General features: G+C 69.8%; 18 protein-coding genes. 7 read left to right on the top strand and 11 right to left on the bottom strand.

What is annotated here, in order from left to right; all coding sequences use genetic code 11:
* Position 1 precedes the first annotated feature (1 nt).
* The 4 genes from ACZ63D_RS37035 to ACZ63D_RS37020 form a co-directional block, all read right to left on the bottom strand.
* Positions 2 to 793 carry an MlaE family ABC transporter permease gene (locus tag ACZ63D_RS37035; protein WP_465358979.1) on the bottom strand — a complete coding sequence of 264 codons (792 nt, stop codon included), beginning with the start codon at positions 791 to 793 and terminating at the stop codon, positions 2 to 4.
* A 117-nt stretch (positions 794 to 910) separates the two neighbouring features.
* Positions 911 to 1,675, bottom strand: coding sequence for a glucose 1-dehydrogenase (locus ACZ63D_RS37030; RefSeq protein WP_465358978.1), 765 nt, complete (start codon positions 1,673 to 1,675; stop codon positions 911 to 913).
* Between the two features lie 13 nt (positions 1,676 to 1,688).
* Positions 1,689 to 2,570 (bottom strand): 3-oxoacyl-ACP reductase, encoded by an 882-nt coding sequence (locus tag ACZ63D_RS37025; protein WP_465358977.1) that lies wholly within the window; start codon positions 2,568 to 2,570, stop codon positions 1,689 to 1,691.
* Between the two features lie 124 nt (positions 2,571 to 2,694).
* Positions 2,695 to 2,880: a ferredoxin gene (locus ACZ63D_RS37020; protein WP_037809816.1), complete on the bottom strand. Its 186-nt coding sequence runs from the start codon at positions 2,878 to 2,880 to the stop codon at positions 2,695 to 2,697.
* Between the two features lie 103 nt (positions 2,881 to 2,983).
* Between ACZ63D_RS37020 and ACZ63D_RS37015 the strand changes: the two genes are divergently transcribed.
* Positions 2,984 to 4,147 (top strand): acyl-CoA dehydrogenase family protein, encoded by a 1,164-nt coding sequence (locus ACZ63D_RS37015; RefSeq protein ID WP_465358976.1) that lies wholly within the window; start codon positions 2,984 to 2,986, stop codon positions 4,145 to 4,147.
* A 12-nt stretch (positions 4,148 to 4,159) separates the two neighbouring features.
* Positions 4,160 to 5,188, top strand: coding sequence for an acyl-CoA dehydrogenase family protein (locus ACZ63D_RS37010; protein WP_465358975.1), 1,029 nt, complete (start codon positions 4,160 to 4,162; stop codon positions 5,186 to 5,188).
* On the opposite strand, the gene ACZ63D_RS37005 is transcribed toward ACZ63D_RS37010, so the two are convergent.
* The 4 genes from ACZ63D_RS37005 to ACZ63D_RS36990 all read right to left on the bottom strand — a co-directional run bounded on the left by ACZ63D_RS37005 (position 5,172) and on the right by ACZ63D_RS36990 (position 11,313).
* The gene (locus ACZ63D_RS37005; protein ID WP_465358974.1) at positions 5,172 to 8,138 is read right to left on the bottom strand and encodes a bifunctional acetate--CoA ligase family protein/GNAT family N-acetyltransferase; all 2,967 of its coding nucleotides are present in this window, start codon (positions 8,136 to 8,138) and stop codon (positions 5,172 to 5,174) included. The two genes, ACZ63D_RS37010 and ACZ63D_RS37005, sit on opposite strands and share 17 nt — an antisense overlap.
* 303 nt (positions 8,139 to 8,441) lie before the next feature.
* Positions 8,442 to 9,614 (bottom strand): acetoin utilization protein AcuC, encoded by a 1,173-nt coding sequence (locus tag ACZ63D_RS37000; RefSeq protein ID WP_465358973.1) that lies wholly within the window; start codon positions 9,612 to 9,614, stop codon positions 8,442 to 8,444.
* 58 nt (positions 9,615 to 9,672) lie between these two features.
* A complete protein-coding gene (locus ACZ63D_RS36995; protein WP_465358972.1) occupies positions 9,673 to 10,401 on the bottom strand; it encodes a DJ-1/PfpI family protein in 729 nt (242 codons plus the stop codon).
* A gap of 72 nt (positions 10,402 to 10,473) precedes the next feature.
* Positions 10,474 to 11,313, bottom strand: a complete 840-nt coding sequence (locus ACZ63D_RS36990) for a sulfurtransferase (protein ID WP_465358971.1) — start codon at positions 11,311 to 11,313, stop codon at positions 10,474 to 10,476.
* Positions 11,314 to 11,422: 109 nt separating this feature from the next.
* On the opposite strand from ACZ63D_RS36990, the gene ACZ63D_RS36985 reads away from it, so the two are divergent.
* From ACZ63D_RS36985 to galE, 3 genes are all read left to right on the top strand, one after another.
* Positions 11,423 to 12,145 (top strand): metal-dependent transcriptional regulator, encoded by a 723-nt coding sequence (locus ACZ63D_RS36985; protein ID WP_465358970.1) that lies wholly within the window; start codon positions 11,423 to 11,425, stop codon positions 12,143 to 12,145.
* Complete coding sequence (gene galK / locus ACZ63D_RS36980) at positions 12,142 to 13,326, top strand: galactokinase (protein WP_465358969.1); 1,185 nt, start codon at positions 12,142 to 12,144, stop codon at positions 13,324 to 13,326. The genes ACZ63D_RS36985 and galK overlap by 4 nt, the downstream gene beginning before the upstream one ends.
* Positions 13,327 to 13,416: 90 nt before the next feature.
* The gene (gene galE, locus ACZ63D_RS36975) at positions 13,417 to 14,397 is read left to right on the top strand and encodes a UDP-glucose 4-epimerase GalE (protein ID WP_465358968.1); all 981 of its coding nucleotides are present in this window, start codon (positions 13,417 to 13,419) and stop codon (positions 14,395 to 14,397) included.
* Between the two features lie 949 nt (positions 14,398 to 15,346).
* Here galE and ACZ63D_RS36970 read toward each other — a convergent pair.
* Both ACZ63D_RS36970 and ACZ63D_RS36965 read right to left on the bottom strand, forming a co-directional pair.
* A complete protein-coding gene (locus ACZ63D_RS36970) occupies positions 15,347 to 16,456 on the bottom strand; it encodes a DUF4192 domain-containing protein (protein WP_465358967.1) in 1,110 nt (369 codons plus the stop codon).
* 205 nt (positions 16,457 to 16,661) lie between these two features.
* Positions 16,662 to 17,513: a M23 family metallopeptidase gene (locus tag ACZ63D_RS36965; RefSeq protein WP_182890798.1), complete on the bottom strand. Its 852-nt coding sequence runs from the start codon at positions 17,511 to 17,513 to the stop codon at positions 16,662 to 16,664.
* 91 nt (positions 17,514 to 17,604) lie between these two features.
* On the opposite strand from ACZ63D_RS36965, the gene ACZ63D_RS36960 reads away from it, so the two are divergent.
* Both ACZ63D_RS36960 and ACZ63D_RS36955 read left to right on the top strand, forming a co-directional pair.
* On the top strand, positions 17,605 to 18,741 hold the full coding sequence (locus tag ACZ63D_RS36960; protein ID WP_465358966.1) for a sensor histidine kinase: 1,137 nt from the start codon (positions 17,605 to 17,607) through the stop codon (positions 18,739 to 18,741).
* Entirely contained in the window at positions 18,738 to 19,379 is a 642-nt protein-coding gene (locus tag ACZ63D_RS36955) for a response regulator (protein ID WP_465359015.1), read from the top strand. The genes ACZ63D_RS36960 and ACZ63D_RS36955 overlap by 4 nt, the downstream gene beginning before the upstream one ends.
* Here the strand turns inward: ACZ63D_RS36955 and ACZ63D_RS36950 are convergent.
* A complete protein-coding gene (locus ACZ63D_RS36950) occupies positions 19,355 to 21,085 on the bottom strand; it encodes a Xaa-Pro dipeptidyl-peptidase (protein ID WP_465358965.1) in 1,731 nt (576 codons plus the stop codon). The two genes, ACZ63D_RS36955 and ACZ63D_RS36950, sit on opposite strands and share 25 nt — an antisense overlap.
* Positions 21,086 to 21,144: the final 59 nt, after the last annotated feature.

The following is a 21,144-nucleotide window of genomic DNA, read 5'->3' as shown; positions in this document are numbered from 1 at the left end:
GTCACAGCGCCTTCGGGGGCACGACTTTGAGGTACACGGCGGTCAGCACGACGTTGATCAGGAACAGCAGCAGGAAGGTGATCACCACCGCCTGGTTCACCGCGTCGCCGACGCCCTTGGGCCCGCCCGCCGGGTTCAGCCCGCGGAAGGCGGCGACCACGCCCGCGACGAAGCCGTACAGGAACGCCTTGATCTCGCTGATCCAGAGGTCCGGCACCTGCGCGAGCGCGTTGAAGCTGGCCAGGTACGCGCCAGGCGTGCCGCCTTGCAGGACCACGTTGAAGAAGTAGCCGCCGAGCACGCCGACCACGCTGACCAGGCCGTTGAGCAGCACTGACACGACGATCGCGGCGAGCACCCTCGGCACCACAATGCGCTGGATCGGGTTGACGCCGAGCACTTCCATCGCGTCGATTTCTTCGCGGATTTTGCGCGCGCCGATGTCGGCACAGACGGCGCTGCCGCCCGCCCCGGCCACCAGCAGCGCGGTGATCAGCGGGCTCGCCTGCTGCACGATGGCGAGCGCGCTGGCCGCGCCGGTGAAGGACTGCGCGCCGATCTGCGTGGTCAGCGAGCCGAGCTGCAGCGCGATGACCGCCCCGAACGGGATCGCGACCAATGCCGTCGGCAGAATCGTGACGCTCGCGAAGAACCAGCACTGCTGGATCCATTCACGGAACTGGAACGGGCGTTTGAAGATCGCCCGCAGGACCTCCCAAGACAACGTGGCGAGCCTGCCGACCTGGGCCAGCGCCGCGGTGCCGGGGAGAGTGACCGAGCCGCTTCCGCCCACCGCACCTCCCAGTAGTCACCCCCGAGTCTTGCCCATCCCCGCCCGCCGATTTCGGTTAGCGGTGTTCACTCCCGTCCCTTCGGGCCCCAGCCGTCACCCTGGGCTCAGCAGCACCCTTCACAGCTTCAACGCGTGCGTGGCCGTGGCGCCGCCGTCGGCGACGAACTCGGCGCCGGTGCAATACGAACTCTCGTCGCTGCCGAGGAACACCAGCAGCGGCGCGATCTCGTCGGCCCGCCCGACCCGGCCGAGCGCGACCTTCTTGCCCACCCAGGACACGTCCACGTCCGCGCCCGCGGCGTCGGAGACCATTTTCGTGTCGATCATGCCCGGGTGCACCGAGTTGACCCGGATCCCGCGCGCGCCCAGTTCCAGCGCGGCGACCTTGGTCATCCCGCGGATCGCGAACTTGGTCGCGGTGTAGGCGACGAGGAACGGCATCCCGGCCAGACCCTCCACAGAGGACACGTTGACGATGGAGCCGCCGCCGGCCCCGGCCATGGGTTCAACGACCGAGCGCATGCCGAGAAACGCCCCGATCTGGTTGATCCGCACGACGCGTTCGTATTCGGACAGCGGCGTCTTCGCGAGCTCCGAAAAGTACAGCACCCCGGCGTTGTTGACGAGCACCGTCGGCGGCCCGAATTCGGCCACCGTGGTCTCGACCGCGGCAGTCCAGCCGTCCTCGTCGCTCACGTCGAGATGGCAGAACACCGCCGCTTCGCCAAGCTCCGCGGCGAGTTGCTTGCCTTCGTCGTCGAGGACGTCGGCGATCACCACCTTCGCGCCCTGTGCGACGAACGCGCGCGCGGCCGCCGCGCCCTGTCCCCGGGCCGCGCCGGTGATGAGCGCGACCTTGCCTGCCAGCCGGTGCTCGGTCATGCGTCCTCCGGTTTCAGGGCAGCGAAAGCAGATCGGTCGCGGCGAACATCCGCTCCGGGTCGCGTCCGGCGAAGTGCGCGCCGACGGTCTCGGCGAGTTCGCTGGTGGTCCAGGCGCCGTTCGCGGCGTCGAACCGCTGCTCCACCGACGGCGGCGCCAGCAACGCGACCATGCCGCCGTGGACGACGAAAACCTGGCCGTTGATCGCGTCCGCTCGCGGTGAGGCGAGGAATGCGACAAACGGAGCAACGTGCTCTACCGACAACGGATCGAGCCCGTCCTTGGGTGCCTCGCCGAAGACATCCGCGGTCATCGCGGTGCGGGCGCGGGGGCAGATCGTGTTGGCGCGCACGCCGTATTTGGCCAGCCCGCGCGCCGCGGACATGGTGAGCGCGGCGATCCCGGCCTTGGCCGCCGAGTAGTTGGGCTGGCCGGGCGAACCGACCAGGAACGCCTCGGACGCGGTGTTCACCAGCCTGCCGTACACCGGCTGTCCCTCCATTTTGGAGCGATCGCGCCAGTACGCGGCGGCGTTGCGGGACAGCAGGAAATGCCCGCGCAGATGCACCGCGATGACCTTGTCCCAGTCCTCGTCGGACATCGAGAACAGCATCCGGTCGCGGAGCACGCCCGCGTTGTTCACGACGATGTCGAGGCTGCCGAAATGGTCCACCGCGGCCGACAGCAGTTCCTTCGCGGTCTCGGCCGCCGAGACGTCCCCGGCCACCGCGAGCGCCTTGCCGCCGTGTTTCTCGATCTCGGCTACGACGTCGCTCGCCTCGGCGATGTCGTTGACCACGACGGACGCGCCTTCGCGGGCCAGCGCGAGCGCCTCGGCCCGGCCCAGCCCCGCTCCGGCGCCGGTGACGACTGCGACTTTGCCCTCGAGCGTCATCGAACCGCCTCAACCCGGTCGTCGCTCGTGTTCCCTACGGCCGATCCCACCCGCGAGCCTCCTCGTCGAAGCCTGCCTGACGCAGCACAGACTAGAATCTGTTCTCGTATTGAGCAAGCCCTGGTTAACCGGTTGTGAACAGGGCGTTCTTCGGGCAGTTCGTCACCGCTTGCGAAACACGTTCTACTTCTTCCTCCGGAACCGGTCCGATCACCAGGTTCTCGTCGTCGTCGAGATCGAACACCTCCGGCGCGAACCCCACGCAGACCGCGTTCGCCTCGCACAGCGACCGGTCGACACTGACCTCCATGCTTCCTCCCGTCCGGCACTCCTGGTACAACTAGAACAGGTTCTAGCTTACCGCCGGGGCCCGGTACGACACCACAACGAGACCGGCGGGGTGGAGGTGACGGGTGCGGATCGACTACACGCCGCGGCAGCGGGCATTGGCCGCCGAGCTGCGGGAGTACTTCGCCGAGCTGATGACTCCGGCGCGGCGGGAAAGCCTCGCCGCGCCGGGCGGCGAGTACGGCGACGGCTTGGCGTACAAGGAAATCGTCCGGCAGCTGGGCAAGGACGGCTGGCTCGCGCTCGGCTGGCCGCGCGAGTACGGCGGCCAGGACCGCAGCATGCTCGACCAGCTGATCTTCACCGACGAGGCGGCGGTCGCCGGGGTGCCGGTGCCGTTCCTGACGGTGAACACGATCGGCCCGACGATCATGCGGTTCGGCACCCCGGATCAGAAGGCGTTCTACCTGCCGAAGATCGCCGCGGGCGAGCTGCATTTCTCGATCGGCTACTCCGAACCGGGCGCGGGCACCGACCTCGCCTCGCTGCGCACGCGGGCGACCCGCGACGGCGACGAGTACGTGGTCAACGGCCAGAAAATGTGGACCAGCCTGATCGAGTACGCCGATTACGTCTGGCTCGCCGCGCGCACCGATCCGGAGGCGCGCAAGCACAGGGGCCTGTCGATCCTGATCGTGCCGACCTCCGCTCCGGGCTTCTCCTGGACGAAGGTGCACACCGTCGCCGGGCCCGGCACCAGCGCGACCTACTACGACGACATCCGGGTTCCGGTCACGTCGCGAGTCGCCGAGGAGAACGCGGGCTGGCCGCTGATCACCAACCAGCTCAACCACGAACGCGTCGCCCTGACCTCGGCCGCGCCGGTGCGGAAAGCGCTGGCCGACGTCGTGGAATGGGCTCGCGAAGAGTCGCTGACCGACCGTGAATGGGTCCGGACGCACCTCGCGCGTGTGCATGCTTACGCCGAGTACCTGAAGCTGCGGAACTGGAAGATCGCCTGGGCCGCCGCGGCCAGCGAACTCGGCCCGGCCGAGGCGTCGGCGACCAAGGTGTACGGAACCGAGATGGCGATCGAGGCGTACCGGCTGCTGATGGAGGTGGTCGGCGCGGCCGCCGTGGTGCGCGACGGCTCCCCTGGCGCGGTGCTCGCGGGACGGCTGGAACGGCTGCACCGCTCGGCGTTGATCCTCACTTTCGGCGGCGGCACCAACGAGGTGCAGCGCGACATCGTCGCCGCCGCCGCCCTCGGCCAGCCCGTGACGCGTTAAGGAGTTCTCCCGGTGGACTTCTCTCTCACCGAAGCACAAACCGACCTTTCCGCACTGACCCGGCGCATCCTCGCCGACCAGGTCACCGCGGAATCTCTCGGCCCGCACGGATCCGGTGGTTTCGACGCTCCACTGTGGACTGTCTTGGCCCGCTCCGGCGTCCTCGACGCCGCCCTGCCCGCGACGGTCGGCGGCGGCGGTTTCGGCTTGCTGGAGCAGTGTTCCGTCCTGATCGAGATCGGCCGCGCGGTCGCCCCGGTCCCCTACCTGTCGTCCGTTGTCCAGGCAGGTTCGGTGCTCACTGATCCTTTGCTGGCTGAGCGATGGCTGCTTCCGGTCTCTCGCGGCAAGGCCGTGCTCGCTGTCGCTTTGGGCGGCTCTTTCCTCGCTTCGGAGGGACGCCTCACCGGTACGCAGACCGCCGTCCCCTTCGGGGCCTTCGCGGACGCCTTACTCGTCGAAGCCAACGACGGCGTGTACATCGTCGAGAAGGACGCTGCTGGGGTTTCGATCGAAGCGCAGTCGACCACCGACCACGCTGACGCTGCTTTGGTGACGCTGTCCGACACTCCCGGAGTCGCTCTCGGCGACGTCGGCGAACAGCTGCGCCTTCGCGGCACGCTCGGCGCTTGCGCGCAACAGCTAGGCGTGTTGGAACGCGCTCTTGAGCTGACCGCCGATTACACGCGCGAGCGCAAGCAGTTCGACAAGGTGCTGGGCAGCTTCCAAGCTGTCCGACACCGGTTAGCCGACGCGTACATCGACGTCGAAGCCGTACGGCTGACGCTGTGGCAGGCTGCCTGGAAGCTCGCCGAGGGCCTCCCCGCCGCCGCTGACGTAGCCACCGCGAAGTTCTGGGCCGCCGAAGCCGGACACCGCGTCGCGCACACCGCAGTGCACCTGCACGGCGGTGTCGGCATCGACGTCGAACATCCCGTACACCGCTACTTCGCCGCCGCGAAGCGCCTGGAGTTCGCCAGCGGTGGCGCCACGGAACAACTGCTGGGCCTCGGCGAACTGGTGGTCAGTCCAACGGCGTGATGTGCCGCAGCCGGCGCGGTCCAGTATCCGGCCGCGTCGGCGGTGCACCCACCACCAGCCGCGCGTTGGCGACGAACGCCCCGTCCGGCGACGCGAGAATCGGGTCCAACGCCAGCGACCGCACCTCAGGGTTGTCCTCCGCGAGCGCCGCGACACGCAACACCATGTCCTGCAACGCCGCGAGGTCCGCAGGCTCGTCACCGCGATACCCCGTCAACAACGGCGACGTACGCGGCTCCCGGATCAGCGTCGCCGCGTCAACGTCCGTCAACGGCACCGCCCGGTACGCGCGGTCGCCGAGCAGCGTGCTGACCAACCCGGACAGCCCGAACGACACGAGCGTGCCGAACGACGGGTCGTCCTGCAGTCCAATGGCGCACGACAGTCCCTTCGGCGCCATCTGTTGCACGTACACGTCTTCGTCACCGGATACCGCACACAGATCCTGGTACGCGCCGCGTACAGACTCTTCGGACATCAGGTCGAGCCGTACGCCAGCGAAGTCCGGCCGCCCCCGCAACCGCTCGTCGACCGCCTTGAGCGTGACCGGATAGCCAAGCTCAGCCGCCGCCGCTACAGCCGCGTCTTCGCTAGACGTCACCCGGAACGGCACCACATCCACGCCGTAACAGCTCAGCAAGCGCACCACGTCGTCGTCAGACAGCAGCGTCGAACTGCCGTCTTCCGGCAACAACTCGCGCACAATCTCCTGCGCCTGCTCGACGTGCAAACCGCCAGGCCGCACCAACGTCCCCTGCGGCCGCTGCCGCCACGCCGCGTACCGCACCACGCGCGCCAACGCGTTCACCGCACGCTCCGGGCTCGAATACGACGGAATCGACCCACGCGTCGGCACGCCGTCGTCAGACAGCACCGCCAGCTCGTCCGGCACCCCTTCCGCGGCAAGGAACGTCGAGACGATCGGCTTCGACTGCTTCATCTCCGACACCGCTTCGCGCAACGCCCTCGCGTACGCAGCACCAGGAATCGCCACCGGCGGCGCGAACACGGCGATCAACGCGTCGGTATCCGGCGAATCCAACGCCTCCCGCACCGCCGTCGCGAACTCGTCCGGCCCCGCCTGCGGCCCGATGTCCACCGGATCGAACGCGAGCCGCAACCCCTCCGCACGCGCGGTGTCGGCAGCCAGCAACCCGATCGCGCTGGAGTTCCCGACGATCCCGATCCGCGGCCCCGCCGGCAATGGCTGATGCGCGAACACGAGCGCCGTGTCGAACAACTGCGCCAGCGACTCGACCCGCACGACACCAGCCTGCTCGAACAACGCCTGCACGCTGGCCTCGTCGACCTCCGCCGACGTCGCCGCGAGCTGCGGCCGCACCGCGTGCCGCCCCGACTTCACCGCCACGATCGGCTTCGACCGCGCCAGCCTGCGCGCCAGCCGCGCGAACTTGCGCGGATTGCCGAACGATTCCAGATACAGCAACACCAAATCGGTATCCGGATCGGTTTCCCAATACTGCAGCAAGTCATTGCCGGAAACATCCGCCCGGTTGCCCGCCGACACGAACGTCGACAACCCCAGCCCGCGCGACCCCGCGTCCGCCAGAATCGCCGTCCCCAGCGCACCCGACTGGCAGAAGAACCCAGTCCGCCCACGCTTCGGCAACCGCGGCGCGAGCGTCGCGTTGAGCCGAACGTCCTTCGCTGTGTTGAGCACGCCCAGCGCATTCGGCCCGACCACGCGCATCCCGTGCGCCCGCGCCTCGCCGACCAGCCGCAACTCCGCGTGCAACCCCAGCGGCCCCGACTCGGCGAACCCGCCGGACACGATCACCAGCGTCTTGACGCCCTTGGCCAGGCAAGCGTCCAGCACCGATTCGACCGCCTCCGCCGGAACCGCCACCAACGCCAGATCGACCGGATCCGGAATATCGAGCACCGACGGATACGCCCGCACCCCGCGCACCGACCGATGCTCGGGATTGACCGGATAAACGGCCCCCGCGAAATCCGCCGCCAGCAGATTGGCGAACGCGACATGCCCGACCTTGGTCGGGTCCGCGGACGCCCCGATCACCGCCACCGTGCCGGGATGGAGCAAATTGTGCACACTCCGCGCCTCCGCGGCCTGCTCCCTCGACCGCGCGACCGCGAGTGATTCCTCGGTAGGGTCGATGTCGAACTCGAGATGCAGCACACCTTCCTCGATCGCCCGGCTGACCTGGTAGCCCGCGTCGCGGAACACGCGCACCATCGCCGCGTTCTCACTGAGCACCTCGGCGACAAACCGCCGCAACCCGCACTCCGACGCCGCCGCGGCAAGGTGTTCGAGAAGGATCGACCCCAGCCCGCGCCCCTGATGCTTGTCGTCGACGACGAACGCCACCTCCGCCGACGGACCCTGATCGAGCCGCTCGTAACGCCCCACCGCGACCACGTCGTCCCCCAGCAAGGCGACAAACGCGACCCGATCGTGGTGGTCCACAGTGGAAAACCGCTCCAAATCCCGCGGTGGGATGCGCGGGTAGGCGCCGAAGTACCGGAAATACCTGGTGCGGTCGGAAAGCCTGCTGTGCAGAGCGACGAGCCCATCGGCGTCGCTGGGGACGACCGGTCGCAAGTGGACAGTGCCGCCGTCGGAAAGGACCACGTCGGCTTCCCAGTCGCGGGGGTAGTCGTAGGGATCGCGCTTCCCACCCGCGGCGGCGTGCTGTGTGGCGGTGTGTTGTGCGGTGCCGCCCGCGGCGGCTTGTTGTGCGGCGGCTTGTTGTGCGGCGGCTTGTTGTACCGCGGTGTGTTGTGCCGCGGTGCCCTCCGCAGTGCCCTCTGCCGGGCTCGGAGCTGACCGCCCCGCTGCCCCGCCGCCGCTACCCGCGGGATTCGCGGCAGCGGACCCGTCGCGAGCCGCAGCGCTGCCCGCGGTGCCGGAATCCGTCGCCGAGGCGGCCCGTTCCGAAGCCGCGCCTGTCCCAGGTTCGTCAGACATCGCATCGCCTCCCGTCTCGGGAATTCCTCTCCGGTTCAGACCATTCCGACGCCGCGCGCCCGCCCGCAGCCGGGTTCGCGGAAGCTCCGGCGGACGCGTCGGCCTCACCCCGCACGGGCCCGGCGAGCAAGCCGGGCTTCAGGCTTCCGCCCGCGCTGGCCCGGCTTTCCCGGCAGAGGGCGAAGACACCACCGGATTGCCGCACCGCAGATCCGCCAGAGCCGCGCGTCATCCGAGCGCCGGGCGCGGCTTCGCCCGGGCCGGGGTCGCCGGTTCCGGGCTGGCGAGGTTGGTCGGGCATGGTCAATCCCTCGGATCGTCCGGGTCGAGGCCGTGCAGCGGGAAGATCGCGCGGCGGGTGTCGCGGATCGCGATGTCCACCGGGTCGTCCGCGTCGTCGCCCCAGGGTTTGAAGGCGGTGTCCTTGCCGTCGGTCATCGCGGCGGGGAGGTCGGCGGCCGGGGCGGCGCGCGTGACCGTCGAGACCCAGCCGGGCGGCAGCGGCGTTTCCGGCGGGACGTCGCGGTCCAGCACGGTCGCCATCAGGTGCGTCCACGAGCGCGGCACCACGCGGATCAGCTGGTATCCCCCGCCGCCGACGGCGAGCCAGCGGCCGTTCGCGTAGCGTTCGGCGAGGTCGCGCAGCGTGGAGTAGATGGTGCGGTGGCCGTCGACCGACAGGGACATGTCGGCCATCGGGTCTTCCTCGTGCGAGTCCACCCCGCACTGGGTGACGAGCAGCTGCGGCTGGAACTCCCGCAGCACAGCCGGAACCACCGCGTCGAACGCCCGCAGCCAACCGGGATCCCGAGTATGCGGCGGCAGGGGGATGTTCACTGCCGTACCGGCTGCGTCGCCCTTACCGATCTCAGCGGAGTAGCCGGTGCCGGGCCAGAGCGTGAACGGGTGCTGGTGCATCGAGACGGTCAGGACGCGCGGGTCGTCGTAAAACGCGGCTTGGACACCGTCGCCGTGGTGCACGTCGGTGTCGACGTAGGCGATGCGGTCGAAGCCGTGGTCGAGCAGCCACGAAATGGCGACCGCGCAGTCGTTGTAGACGCAGAAGCCGGACGCGTGATCGCGCATCGCGTGGTGCAGCCCGCCCGCGATGTTGACTGCTCGACGCACCTCGCCATCGGCGATCTTGCGCGCGGCGAGCAGCGTCGAGCCGACCACCAATGCGGTCGCGTCGTGCATGTCGGAGAACACGGGGTTGTCGTCGGTCCCGAGGCCGTGCCCGACGTCCCATCCGACGTTCGGAGCTTCCCGCACGGCGGCCAGGTACTCGGGAGCGTGCACGCGCAGCAATTCCTCGTCGCCCGCCGCGGTGGGCACGAGCAGCTCGACGCCGTCGAGCACGCCCAGTTCGGTCGCGAGCCGCACCGTGAGGTCGAGCCGGACGGGGTTGAACGGATGCTGCCCGCCCAGGTCGTACTTCAGCAGCGACGGATCCCAGACAACTGCAGGCGACGACATGCCTCGCACTGTACTTCCCCGCCGCGTCCCGAGCCGGGTTTCGCGGCGGGGACGGAACTCAGCCGCGCGTCCAGACGACGCCGCGCGCTTCGTACTCGAGCATTTCCTCCAGACCGGCCGCCGCGTCGGAGCCGAGTTCGCGTTTCACCAGCCACAAGGCCAGGTCGAGCCCGCTCGTGATGCCGCCCGAGGTGACCACGTCGCCGTCGTCGACGACGCGGGCTTTCTTGACCACCCCGCCCTGCTGGACGAGCGTGTCGACAGCGCCGTGGTGAGTCGTGCACGGACGTCCGCGCACCAGCCCGGCCGCGCCGAGCAGAAGCGCGCCAGTGCAGAGCGACGCCAGCGTCAGCCCTTTGCGCGGCGCGGCGGCCAGCGCGTCCGGCAGCACCCGGCGGTCGATCTCCGCCCAGATGCCCGGACCTTTCCGCTTCGCGTAACCACCGCCCGGCACGACGATGATGTCAGCGTCCCGCGGAGACCAGCCGCGCTCCACCTCCACTTTCGTCCCGTACGCCGCGCGCACGACGCCCGGCCCGTCTACGCGCACGTACGAAACCTCCGTGCCGCGCTTCGTGTGCATGCCCGCAGCGGAAAACACTTCGTACGGACCAGCGAAGTCCTGCTCCTCGACGCCGTCGAACAGCACGACCTGAACCCGCAACGGCCGCCGGTTCGCAGTCGCCTCGGTGGTCGCCGCTGCCTCAGCCGGGTTCGCCGCCACCGCCGATGCCGCCATCGCCGCTCCGGCTGCCGCCGACCCGCGCAGGAATGTCCTTCGCTCCATGAACGCCGCCTCTCGCCCGGAAAAGCCTTCCGGACGAGAAGTCGCCGCACAGCGCCGAAAGTTCCGGCGAATTCAGCCGCGTTCGGGACCGGTCGCCGCCGGACGCTCCGGATCGCGCGACCAGTGCGACCACGACCCCGCGTACAACGCGGCCGGCTCCGGATGCCCGGCCACCTCCAGCGCCAGCACCACCGACGACGCCGTGATGCCCGAACCGCAGTAGGCGCCGGCCGGAACTCCGTCGGCCAACCCCAGCGACGCGAACCGCTCGGCGAGCTCGGACGGGGACTTCCAGCGTCCGTCCGCACCGGCGTGCTCGGACGACGGCGCACTGACCGCGCCCGGAATGTGCCCGGCCCGCGGGTCGACCGGCTCGGTCTCGCCGGTGTAGCGGACGTGCGCCCGCGCGTCGAACAGCACGCCGTCGCGCGCGAGCGCCGCCGCGTCGTCGGCCGACAGGACCGGCATGCCGCCCGGCCGGACCTCGATGTCGCCGGGCTCCGGCGAACGCGCTTCGGCCGTCACTTCCCGCCCCTCCGCCAGCCACGCTGCGTAACCGCCGTCGAGCACCGCGACCTCCGGATGCCCCGCCCAGCGCAGCAGCCACCAGGCGCGCGCGGCGACCGATCCGTCGGCGTCGTCGTAGACGACCACCGGACGTCCGGCCCGGACCCCGGCTTTCCGCAGCTCACGCTGCAGCGCGGCCGGGTCGGGCAGCGGATGGCGGCCGCCCTCGCCGGGCGGCGCGGCCAGCGCCGTGTCGAGGTCGACGAACACCGCCCCGGGCAGGTGTCCCTCCTGGTAGGACTCCGCTGCCGGCGGTCCGCCGAGCCGCCAGCGGACGTCCAGCACGACAGGACGCTCGCGGTCGGGGAACGCGGCGAGCTCAGCGGGCGAGATCAACGGTCGCATGGCCCCATCCTGCAGGTCCGGACGCGGTTCGCGCAGCGGGGCAGGACTTTTCGGCGCGGCCGGGCCGTTACGCCGAGGCGGGCCGTCGCTGTCGGGGCCAGCGACTACGATGAGCTACGCGGACGAAGGGGACAGCGTGAACGATCTCATCGACACCACCGAGATGTACCTGCGTACCATCTACGAGCTCGAAGAGGAAGGGGTCGTCCCGCTGCGGGCCCGGATCGCCGAGCGCCTGCAGCAGAGCGGGCCCACCGTGAGCCAGACCGTGGCCAGGATGGAGCGCGACGGGCTGGTCGTCGTCGCCGACGACCGGCATCTGCAGCTCACCGACCACGGCCACGACCTCGCCGTCGCGGTCATGCGCAAGCACCGGCTCGCCGAGCGCCTCCTCGTCGACGTCATCGGCCTCGAGTGGGAGCACGTGCACAACGAGGCGTGCCGCTGGGAGCACGTGATGAGCGAGGCCGTCGAGCGCAAGCTGGTGAAGCTGCTCGACCACCCGACCACGTCGCCCTACGGCAACCCGATCCCCGGCCTCGACAAGCTCGGCGACGGCGATCCCGCGCCGCGCGCCGAGGACGGCCTGGTGCGCCTCGACGAGTTCGCCCGCACCGGCGGCGGCGAGGTGGAGATCCGCCGCATCGCCGAGCACGTGCAGCTCGACGAGTCGCTGCTCACCGAACTGCGGACGGTCGGGATCGTCCCCGGCGGGCTCGTCACGGTCGGCAAGGCTTCCGGCGGCAGCGCGACCGTCGAGGTCAAGGGCACCGAACGCACTGCCCAGGTGTCCACCGCGGCGCTGCACGCCGTGCTGGCGCTCGCCAAGTGACCCCGGCGACCGAGGCGGCCCGCGCCTTCCAGGACGTCCACGGGCGGCCCCCGGCAGGCGTGTGGTCCGCGCCGGGCCGGGTGAACCTGATCGGCGAGCACACCGACTACAACGACGGTTTCGTGCTGCCCTTCGCGCTCCCGCACCGGCTGGCCGCGGCCGCATCCCCGCGCGAGGACGGCAAGCTCCAGGTCTCCACCCTCGGCGACGACGGGCAGCTGCAGCATTCCGGACCGCACGACATCGCCGCGCTCGAACCGGGTTCGGTCGACGGATGGGCCGCGTATCCCGCCGGGGTGGCGTGGGTGCTGCGCGACCAGGGCTACGCGGGCGGCGCCGACGTGGTGATCGCCGGCGACGTGCCGTCCGGGGCCGGGCTTTCCTCCTCTCACGCGCTCGAATGCGCGGTTTCGCTGGCGTTGCTGGGCGTGGCCGGGGTGGAGCTCGAAGACGGCGCGGCGGGCACGCCCGCGCGTCCGGAGATCGCGCGCTGGGTGCAGCGGTCGGAAAACGACTTCGTCGGCGCGCCCACCGGGCTGCTCGACCAGACGGCGTCGCTGTGCTGCGAGGACTCGCGGGTGCTGTTCCTCGACGTCCGCTCGGGCGAGATGGAGCAGGTGCCGTTCCCGCTCGCCGAGGCCGGACTCCGGGTGCTGATCATGGACACCCGCACCAAGCATTCCCACACCGACGGCGGCTACGGCGCACGGCGGCGCGGCACCGAGCGCGCGGCGGAACTGCTCGGTGTGAAGGCCCTGCGCGACGTCACGCTCGAGGGGCTCGACGAGGCATTCGAGCAGCTGCCCACCGAACTGGTTCCCCTGGTGCGCCACGTGGTCACCGAGAACCAGCGGGTGCTCGACGTGGTCGCGTTGCTGCGCGAGAAGAAGATCGCCGAGATCGGCCCGTACCTCGACGCCTCGCACGTCAGCATGCGCGACGACTACCGCATCTCCACCCCCGAACTGGACCTCGCGGTCGATTCGGCCCGCACGGCCGGCGCACTGGGCGCGCGGATGACCGGCGGCGGGTTCGGCGGCTCGGCGATCGCGCTGGTCCGCGACGAGGACCTGGACAGGGTTCGCGCCGCGGTCGAAACCGCTTGCGAGCAGGCCGGATTCCGCCTTCCGCGGATGTTCACGGCGGTGCCGTCGCGCGGCGCGGGCCGCGACGAGGCCTGATTTCCGGAGCAACCCCCGGAGGGTCCGTCGCGTCGCAGGGAGGGGAGACTGTGCCGCACAGTCGCCACCACTCAGCAGAAAGGCCTTGACGTGACGGACCAGCAAAGCCCCCTGAAACTCATCGTGACGGGCGGCGCGGGGTACGTGGGCAGCGTGTGCGCCGCCCGCCTCATCGAAGCCGGTCACGAGGTCACCGTGGTGGACGACCTTTCGACCGGGCACGCGGACGCGGTGCACCCTCAGGCGCGCTTCGTCGAGGGTGACGCCGCCGAGGTAGCCGCGGACCTGCTCGGCGAAGGTTTCGACGGCGTGCTGCACTTCGCCGCGAAGTCCCTGGTGGGCGAGTCGATGACCGACCCGGCGAAGTACTGGGAAGGCAACGTGGTCACCTCGCTGCGGCTGCTGGAGGCGATGCAGAAGCACGGCACGCCGCGCCTGGTGTTTTCCTCCACCGCGGCGACCTACGGCGAGCCCGACGTGTCGCCGATCCCGGAAACGGCCCCGACGCAGCCGACCAACACCTACGGCGCGTCCAAGCTCGCGATCGACCACGCGATCACCAGCTTCGCCCGCGCGCACGGCATCGCCGCGGTCAGCCTCCGGTACTTCAACGTGGCCGGGGCCTACGGCGCGTTCGGCGAACGGCACACCACCGAAACCCATCTCATCCCTCTCGTCCTCCAGGTCGCGACCGGCGACCGCGAACACATCTCCATCTACGGCGACGACTACCCGACGCCCGACAAAACAGCCGTCCGCGACTACATCCACGTGGTCGACCTCGCCGACGCCCACCTCCTGGCCCTGCGCCACGCCGCCGCCGGCGAGCACCGCATCTACAACCTCGGCAGCGGCACCGGTTTTTCGGTGCTGGAGGTCGTGGAAGCCTGCCGCCGGGTCACCGGGCACGCGATCCCCGCCGTGGTGGCCCCGCGCCGCGCCGGCGACCCGTCGGTGCTGGTCGCGTCGAGCGACAAGGCCAACGGCGAACTCGGCTGGACGCCCAAGCTGACCGACCTCGACGGGATCGTGTCGGACGCTTGGCAGTTCACCCAGTCGCGTCGTTCCTGACGGCGGTTCCGGGCGTGGCTGACGGCCGCGGACGGGGTTCGGTTCGGCTTGAGGTCTGGGCGCGGGGCGGGGATTCGGGTGAATCTCCCGCCCCGCGTCGTTTCGGCGGGTGGGTGCGGCGGCGGGATGGCGGGAGTCCACTGTGGACTCTATGGTGTCGCGTCGGGTCGGGACGGCGGACGGAAGCTGGCTCAGGCGCACCGTTGACGATGCGGCGAGATCCTGCACCGGACCGCGGATCGCGCCAGGCGTGACCGACCGCAGGGCACCCGGCTCGACGCCGAAGCCCGTCTCGCGGTCACCACAGCGGGCCTCCGGACGTTGCTGAACGCTGCTCCGCTGGGCAGCGACGATCCGCTCGCGGTCGACCGCTGCTCGCGCTGCGATCAACCGCTACCGCCGTGCGCGACGGACGAATCCAGCTCAAGCAACACCATTCCGGCGAAGTGCCGAGGATTCGCTCCCTCGCCTGCCGCCGCGGAGGCAAACCCGGGCAAAAGCTGCCCGGGAATGCCGCACGGCAGCTCCTATCGGCTCCGATGCAGTCCGGCTGGAGCGTGGAAAGCCCGCCATCGCACCGCTGTCAGGACCAGCCATCTCCTCCCGACGGCAGCTCGAACCGTGGATCGCGCCAGAAATCCGGTCGGAGCGCGGAAACCACCGCCGAACCACCGCAGCATCACCTCACCTCACCTCATCCTGCAGCCGCCCGAGCCGTGGATTGCGCGAGATGCGAAGACGGCCCGGAACGCGGGAACCGCACCACCTCCAGCACCAGCCACCCCACTCCGCAGCCGCCCGAGCCCTGGACCGTGCCGGAGAATGCGACCGAGCGCGGAACCCACCGCCGAACCACCGCAGCATCACCTCACCTCATCTCGCAGCCGCCCGAACCCTGGACCGCGCCAGACATCCGGCCGGAACGCGGAAGCCCACCGCCAGCATCACCTCACCTCATCCCGCTCGGCGGCCCCGATCTTCGCCCAGGCCCCAACCCGCCAGCGCCCGGTTCCGGGGGCGGTGACAGCCCGAGATCCACCGCCGTGCTCAAGTCCGCCAAACCGGTCAGTTTCGCCGGGTCCGTGCCGATGTTCCACGCGGTCTGCAGCAACTGCGCCACCAGATGCTCCGGATCGGCTTCCACGGCGTTCGCCAGAGCCATCCCGGCGAGTGCGCCTTCCCCGCGCATCAAGGCGGTGTAGCCGAGAAGCAGCGCGGCCTCGGCTCGGTGTGGCGGAGGCAGTTCGCGGACCAGAGTCAGCCAGACTTCCTCCGCCTCGCGGGTCAGCGACGTGTGCGGCGGGACTGCGAGCGCCAGGCAGGCGTCGCGGACGGGGTTGAGCATCAGTGCGTGGGCGAGGCGGACGGCTTGGTCGTCGTCGGGCGGGCCCGCGCCTCGGCGTTGGCGGAGGAAAGCCTCGCGGAGTTCGGTCACCGCGGCGTCCAGGACATCGCTGGGCGGCATGCCAGGACGGCACAAGGGCTCCGGCGAGGAAGCGAGCAGGTGAGCGCGGCGGGCGATTGTGTCGGGGCAGCGGGGTTCGAGTACGGCGGCTAGCTCTTCACGGCTGCGGAAGACCACGAAACCCGCCTCTGTGGTCGCGGCGGCGAGGACGGTTTCTTGGGGATCGGGAAGGACGCCGCGGCAGTCTGGGTCCCGATAGCACGACCAAGGCGCACCGGGTTCAATCTCAAACGCCCACAACGCGTGAAACAGGCGGAGGTTGTGGCGTGTCAGGGCACGCTCGATTTCGGCGGCGAATTCCCGGTGAGGTGGGCCGCTTTCGTCGGGTGAGCCGCCGATGAGGACGGCGGTGACGCCGTTGTGCTCGGGGTCGTCGAAGCGTGGGATCAGCGAATCCGCTTGCTGTGCTTGAAGTTCTCGCGGCGGCAGGTCGGCGCGCAGCATCAGGCCGATGGTGGTGCCGGGGACGCGGTGGCCCAGCAGAACAAGGGAATCCGCGGGGCGGAAACCAAGCAGGTACGGGAGCGAGGCGATGAGGTCGGCCGGGTTGCTGAGGGTGGCCCGGGAGATGCCGGGCGGCGTCGAGGTGGTCACGTCTCCACTGTGCGCCGCGAATCCGCGAGTCAAGGCCCGCGCGGCAAATCTGTGGACGACGGCAGGCGGTTGTGGACAACCCCGGCACGAACGAAGGGACCCGGGGGAAATTGTCGGTGGGGTGTGCATCGGACCAAAAAGTCCACAATAGACAGAGTGCTGCCGGAGCCAGTGAAGCTCCAGCAGCACTCTGTCGAAAAACCGTTCAGCCGCAGTGTTCGAACGGACTTTCATACGCCGACGAGCCGACCGAACCGCCCCACTTGACGCAGGTGGAACCGGCGCTCTTCTTCACCGGACCGGCGTAGTAGGTGAAGCTGCCCGAGTCCGTCGCCCTGGTCGAGCCCTGCACCTCCAGGAACGCCGAGACCGGGCTGGCGGTCCCCAGGGACACCGCTTTCAGGGTCGTCACGCAGTTCTCTTTGGAGGACGAGTTGTACAGCAGGTACGCGGTGCCCGCCGTCCCCAGCGCCTGCTGGTCGATCACCGAGAAACCCGACCCGCACACCTGCGTCGCCGAGTACGGGTTGCCGCCGCAGCCGTTCTTGCTCGTGAAGTCCTTCTTGCCGTAGTACGGCACCGCGACGCCGTTCAGCACGGCCTTCTGCGTCACGCCGTTCAGATTTTCCTCAAAATGCAGATGCGGGCCGGTCACCCCGCCGGTCGCGCCTGCCTTGCCGATCTCCTTGCCCTGCCCGACGCTCTGGCCCACCGAGACCTCCTGCTCGGACAGGTGCGCGTACCGGGTCCGCCAGCCGCCGCCGTGGTCCAGTTCGATCCAGCGGCCGTAGCTGGTGCTGCCCTCGTTCGCGACGCGCGTGACCGTCCCGGGCGCGGCCGCGAGCACCGGCATGCCGGTGATGCCGGACTTCTGGAAGTCGACCGAATTGGCCGGGTTGTGCCCGCTGAACGTCGCCGCGGTGACCGTTACGCCGCATTTGAACGGCACCTGGAAGTTGGGAGCCGCGGACGCCGTCGACTGGGCGGCCAGCGTCAGGCCGCACGCGGGCAAGGCCACCGCGGCCGCGACCGCCGCGAACCGTCTCAATCTGGACATGGGGCGTACCTCCTGGTGGGGGATATGTCCGACACTCTCCAGCCAAGCCCGAGCCAGTACATTTTCCGTACAAGACGACCCGGGAGGGCCCATGGGCACACCAGCGGCCTCGCTCGCGAACGCGCGGCGGCGATTCGAGGGCGCCGACTGGGTGCGCTGGGGCGTGCTCGCCGTGCCGACCCTGTTCGCGATCCCGAACGCGCGCCCCTGGACGTGGCCGCTGATCGGGCTGGTCCTCGTCTTGTCCGTCCCGGCGCTCTGGCTCACCCGCGAGTCGAAGCCACGCTGGCTGATGCCCGCCACCATGATCGCCGTGGTGACGGCCGCGGGCGCGCTCTGGGTGCTGCAGCCGGGCAGCTGGACCTCGACGACGATGTTCGGCGCGGCCTTCTACACCCTGCGCATCTCCCACCGGATCGCCGCGGGGATCGCGCTCGCCGTGGCGTCGGCGGCGATCCTCGTCTGGTCGATCATCTATCAGCTCGACTGGCTGAACGTGGTCTCGCTCTTCGCGATCCTCGTCGTCATGGTGCTGCTCGCGGCCAACCGCCGGGATCGCGCCGAGCGGCTGGAACAGACCGAACTCGCTCTCGCCCGTGCCCAGACCGCCAGCGAGGAACACGCCCGCGCGGCCGCGCTCGCCGAACGCGCCCGTATCGCGCGCGAGCTGCACGACGTCCTCGCGCACTCTCTCGCCGGTCTCGCGCTCAATCTCCAGGGCGCGCGCCTGTTGCTGGTCCGCGACGGGGCGAGCGAAGAGTCTCTCGCGCAGATAGAACGCGCGCAGAAGCTGGCGACGGACGGTCTCGCCGAAGCGCGCAAGGCCGTCGCAGCACTGCACGAAGACGCCGTACCCGTCGAGCGCGCAGTATCAGACCTCCTAGCGGCGTACAGGCTCAACACCGGCTCTCGCGCCGACCTGGCGATCGAAGGCGAACCGCGCGAGCTTGACGCAGCTGTCAGCACGACGCTTATACGCGCCGTACAGGAAGCCCTCGCCAACTCGCGCAAACACGCTGGCGGCCCCGCCGTAGACATCACCGTGGTCTTCGAGAAGGACGAAGTCGACTTAACGATCATCGACCACCAGGGCCGCCGCCCGCCGGAGCCGCCGTCTCCGGGCTACGGTTTGCGAGGCATGAGCGAACGGGTCGCGCTGTTGAACGGGAAGCTCGAATGCGGCCCTGGGGAGGACGGATGGCGGATTCAGCTGACGGTACCGGCGTGACGCTGCGCGTGGTGCTCGCCGACGATCAGGCAGTAGTGCGCGAAGGTCTCGTCACGCTGCTCGGACTGTTGCCGGGCATCGAGGTGGTAGGCGCGGCGGCAGACGGCGTACGGGCTCTCGAACTTGTCGCGGAGCACGAGCCAGACGTACTGCTCGTCGACCTGCGCATGCCCAACCGCGACGGCGTCGAGACGACCGAGCTGGTCCGCGCGCAACATCCGAAGACCGAAGTCGTCGTCCTCACCACGTACGCCGACGACGATTCCCTGCTCGCCGCGCTCAAAGCCGGCGCACGCGGGTTCCTCACGAAGGACGCCGACGCCGACGCAATCGCCCGCGCCCTCCGGTCAGCAGCCGCTGGACAGTCCACTGTGGACGGCGCGCTCCAGCAACGGCTGGTAGCCGCCGCGACGAGCCGCGCGCCGGTGCGCACGAAGGAGCTGGAAGGCCTGACCGCACGCGAAGTCGAGGTGTTGCGGCTGATCGCGGCCGGGCTGTCGAACACGGAGATCGCACGCACCCTCGTCGTCAGCGAAGCGACGGTGAAGACGCACGTCAATCACCTGTTCGCCAAGGCCGGTCTGCGCGACCGCGCCCAAGCCGTCGCGTTCGCCTACCGCGCCGGGATCGCCGAGTAGAACGCCTTCTTCCCGCCGACGATCGGCAACGTCACCGTCGTGCCGGTCAGCTCCAGCGACAGCCCGGCTCCCGGCTGCGGCCGCAGCGTGAAGTCGTGGTCGCTGGAGGCCAGCACGAACTCCAGGCGATGCCCGGCGGCCACGATGTAGTCCTTCGGCATCAGCGAAACCTCGATGCGGTACCGCTGTCCGGGGGTGATCGGCGACGTGACCGAAGGGCTGATCCGGTTCTGCGGGTCCGTCCAGCCCCGGCTGATCACGTGGGAAGTGCCGTCCGGCGCGCGGTCCAGCAGGACCGCGGTGACGTTCGCGGCCGGGCGGTCGAACGACAGCCGCAGCTCGGCTTTGGCGGTGCCGGACAGCCGCACCGGCTCCGTGGTCGCGGAAGTGCGGTAGCGCAAGCGGTTCCCGGACGACGCCGCGTCAGCGAGCTGTTCGATCTTCTTGCTCGCGTCGTCGGCCAGCGTTTCGACAGCCGGAATGCCCGGCACCGGCTGCCGGTCGAGCGACCCGGTCGAACGCCCGCCCGGCCACGGGTGCAGCTCGACGTCCGCGGTGCCCGGCGCGGGCCATTCGGCCTCGTCGACCCACGACTTGTCCTCGCGCTGGATGGTCGCCTTCGGCTCGCGCTCGATGCCGTTGTCGACGCCGTAGAGGTAGTGCGACATCCACTTGTTCAACGTCGTGAGCCAGACGTCGCGGCGCAGCGAAATCGGGTCCGCGTGGCCGGACTGGTGCAGCCAGATCTTGTGCTCGACGCCGTGCTTCTTCAACGCTTCGTACCAGGTGGCGACCTGCTCGGTCTTCACGTTCCAGTCGTTCAGCCCGTGCACCGCGAGCACCGACGCGTGCACCTTGCCGACGTCGTTGCGGTAGTTCCGCACGTCCCAGAACTGGCTGTAGTCCCCCGTCGACCGATCCTGCGCGGCGGTGAGGCCGTCGAGCACCGGACGGCAGACCTGCTGGTCCGCGCGCGAGTAGACGTAACCGGCGAGCACGTCCGTGTCCTCGCCCTGGTATCCGCCAGGCGCGACGACCGCGCCCGCGTTGCGGTAGTAGCCGTACCAGCTCGAAATGGCGGCGATCGGCACGATGGTCTCGAGCCCTTCGACGCCGGTGCTGGCCACCGCGTTGGGCAACGTGCCGTTGTACGACACGCCCATCATGCCGGTCTTCCCGGTGCTCCAGCTCGCCGAGACGGGCGCTCCGGCCTGGTCGTGCGCGGAAGCGCGGCCGTTCAGCCAGTCGACCACCGAACGCGCGCCGATCGTCTCGTTCACGTCGCCGGTCGTCGGGCAGCCGGTGGACAGCCCGGTGCCGAGGGATTCGCCGTATACGACAGCGAAGCCGCGCGCGGTGAAGTAGTTCTGGTAGCTCCACCCGATCGGCGCCGCGACGTGCGGGCCCGGCACGTACAGCTCGGTGTCGACGTTGTGGTTCGTCACGTCGTTGCCGCCCGCGAAGTACGGGCTCGCTTCGTACACGACTGGCACCTTCATGCCTTGCTCCGTGGCGCGCGGACGCACCACCTGCGCGTGTACGAGATCAGGCTTGCCGTCATGGTCGCTGTCGACGGGCGCGGTGACCCAGACGTCCTCGCGGATGACGTCAGCCGGATCGAAGACCGGCTGCGCTTGACCGTCGGTGAAGACCGGCGCTGGCGGTGAAGCAGCTTCAGCGACCGCAGGCACGGACAATGTGGCCACTGCGACGAAGACGGCAGCAACCCGAGCAGCAACTCCCACCAGAACCCCCAAGCCGGACG

The sequence above is a fragment of the Amycolatopsis sp. NPDC104775 genome (genome assembly GCF_055583325.1).
This window is presented reverse-complemented; position numbering and strand designations above follow the sequence as displayed.

Excerpts from the sequence above, each read along its gene's own strand:
- ACZ63D_RS37030 (WP_465358978.1), bottom strand. The coding sequence starts at position 1,675 with ATGACCGAGCACCGGCTGGCAGGCAAGGTCGCGCTCATCACCGGCGCG.
- ACZ63D_RS37025 (WP_465358977.1), bottom strand. The coding sequence starts at position 2,570 with ATGACGCTCGAGGGCAAAGTCGCAGTCGTCACCGGCGCCGGAGCGGGG.
- ACZ63D_RS37020 (WP_037809816.1), bottom strand. The coding sequence starts at position 2,880 with ATGGAGGTCAGTGTCGACCGGTCGCTGTGCGAGGCGAACGCGGTCTGC.
- ACZ63D_RS37005 (WP_465358974.1), bottom strand. The coding sequence starts at position 8,138 with ATGTCTGACGAACCTGGGACAGGCGCGGCTTCGGAACGGGCCGCCTCG.
- ACZ63D_RS37000 (WP_465358973.1), bottom strand. The coding sequence starts at position 9,614 with ATGTCGTCGCCTGCAGTTGTCTGGGATCCGTCGCTGCTGAAGTACGAC.
- ACZ63D_RS36995 (WP_465358972.1), bottom strand. The coding sequence starts at position 10,401 with ATGGAGCGAAGGACATTCCTGCGCGGGTCGGCGGCAGCCGGAGCGGCG.
- ACZ63D_RS36990 (WP_465358971.1), bottom strand. The coding sequence starts at position 11,313 with ATGCGACCGTTGATCTCGCCCGCTGAGCTCGCCGCGTTCCCCGACCGC.
- ACZ63D_RS36985 (WP_465358970.1), top strand. The coding sequence starts at position 11,423 with ATGAGCTACGCGGACGAAGGGGACAGCGTGAACGATCTCATCGACACC.
- ACZ63D_RS36965 (WP_182890798.1), bottom strand. The coding sequence starts at position 17,513 with ATGTCCAGATTGAGACGGTTCGCGGCGGTCGCGGCCGCGGTGGCCTTG.
- ACZ63D_RS36960 (WP_465358966.1), top strand. The coding sequence starts at position 17,605 with ATGGGCACACCAGCGGCCTCGCTCGCGAACGCGCGGCGGCGATTCGAG.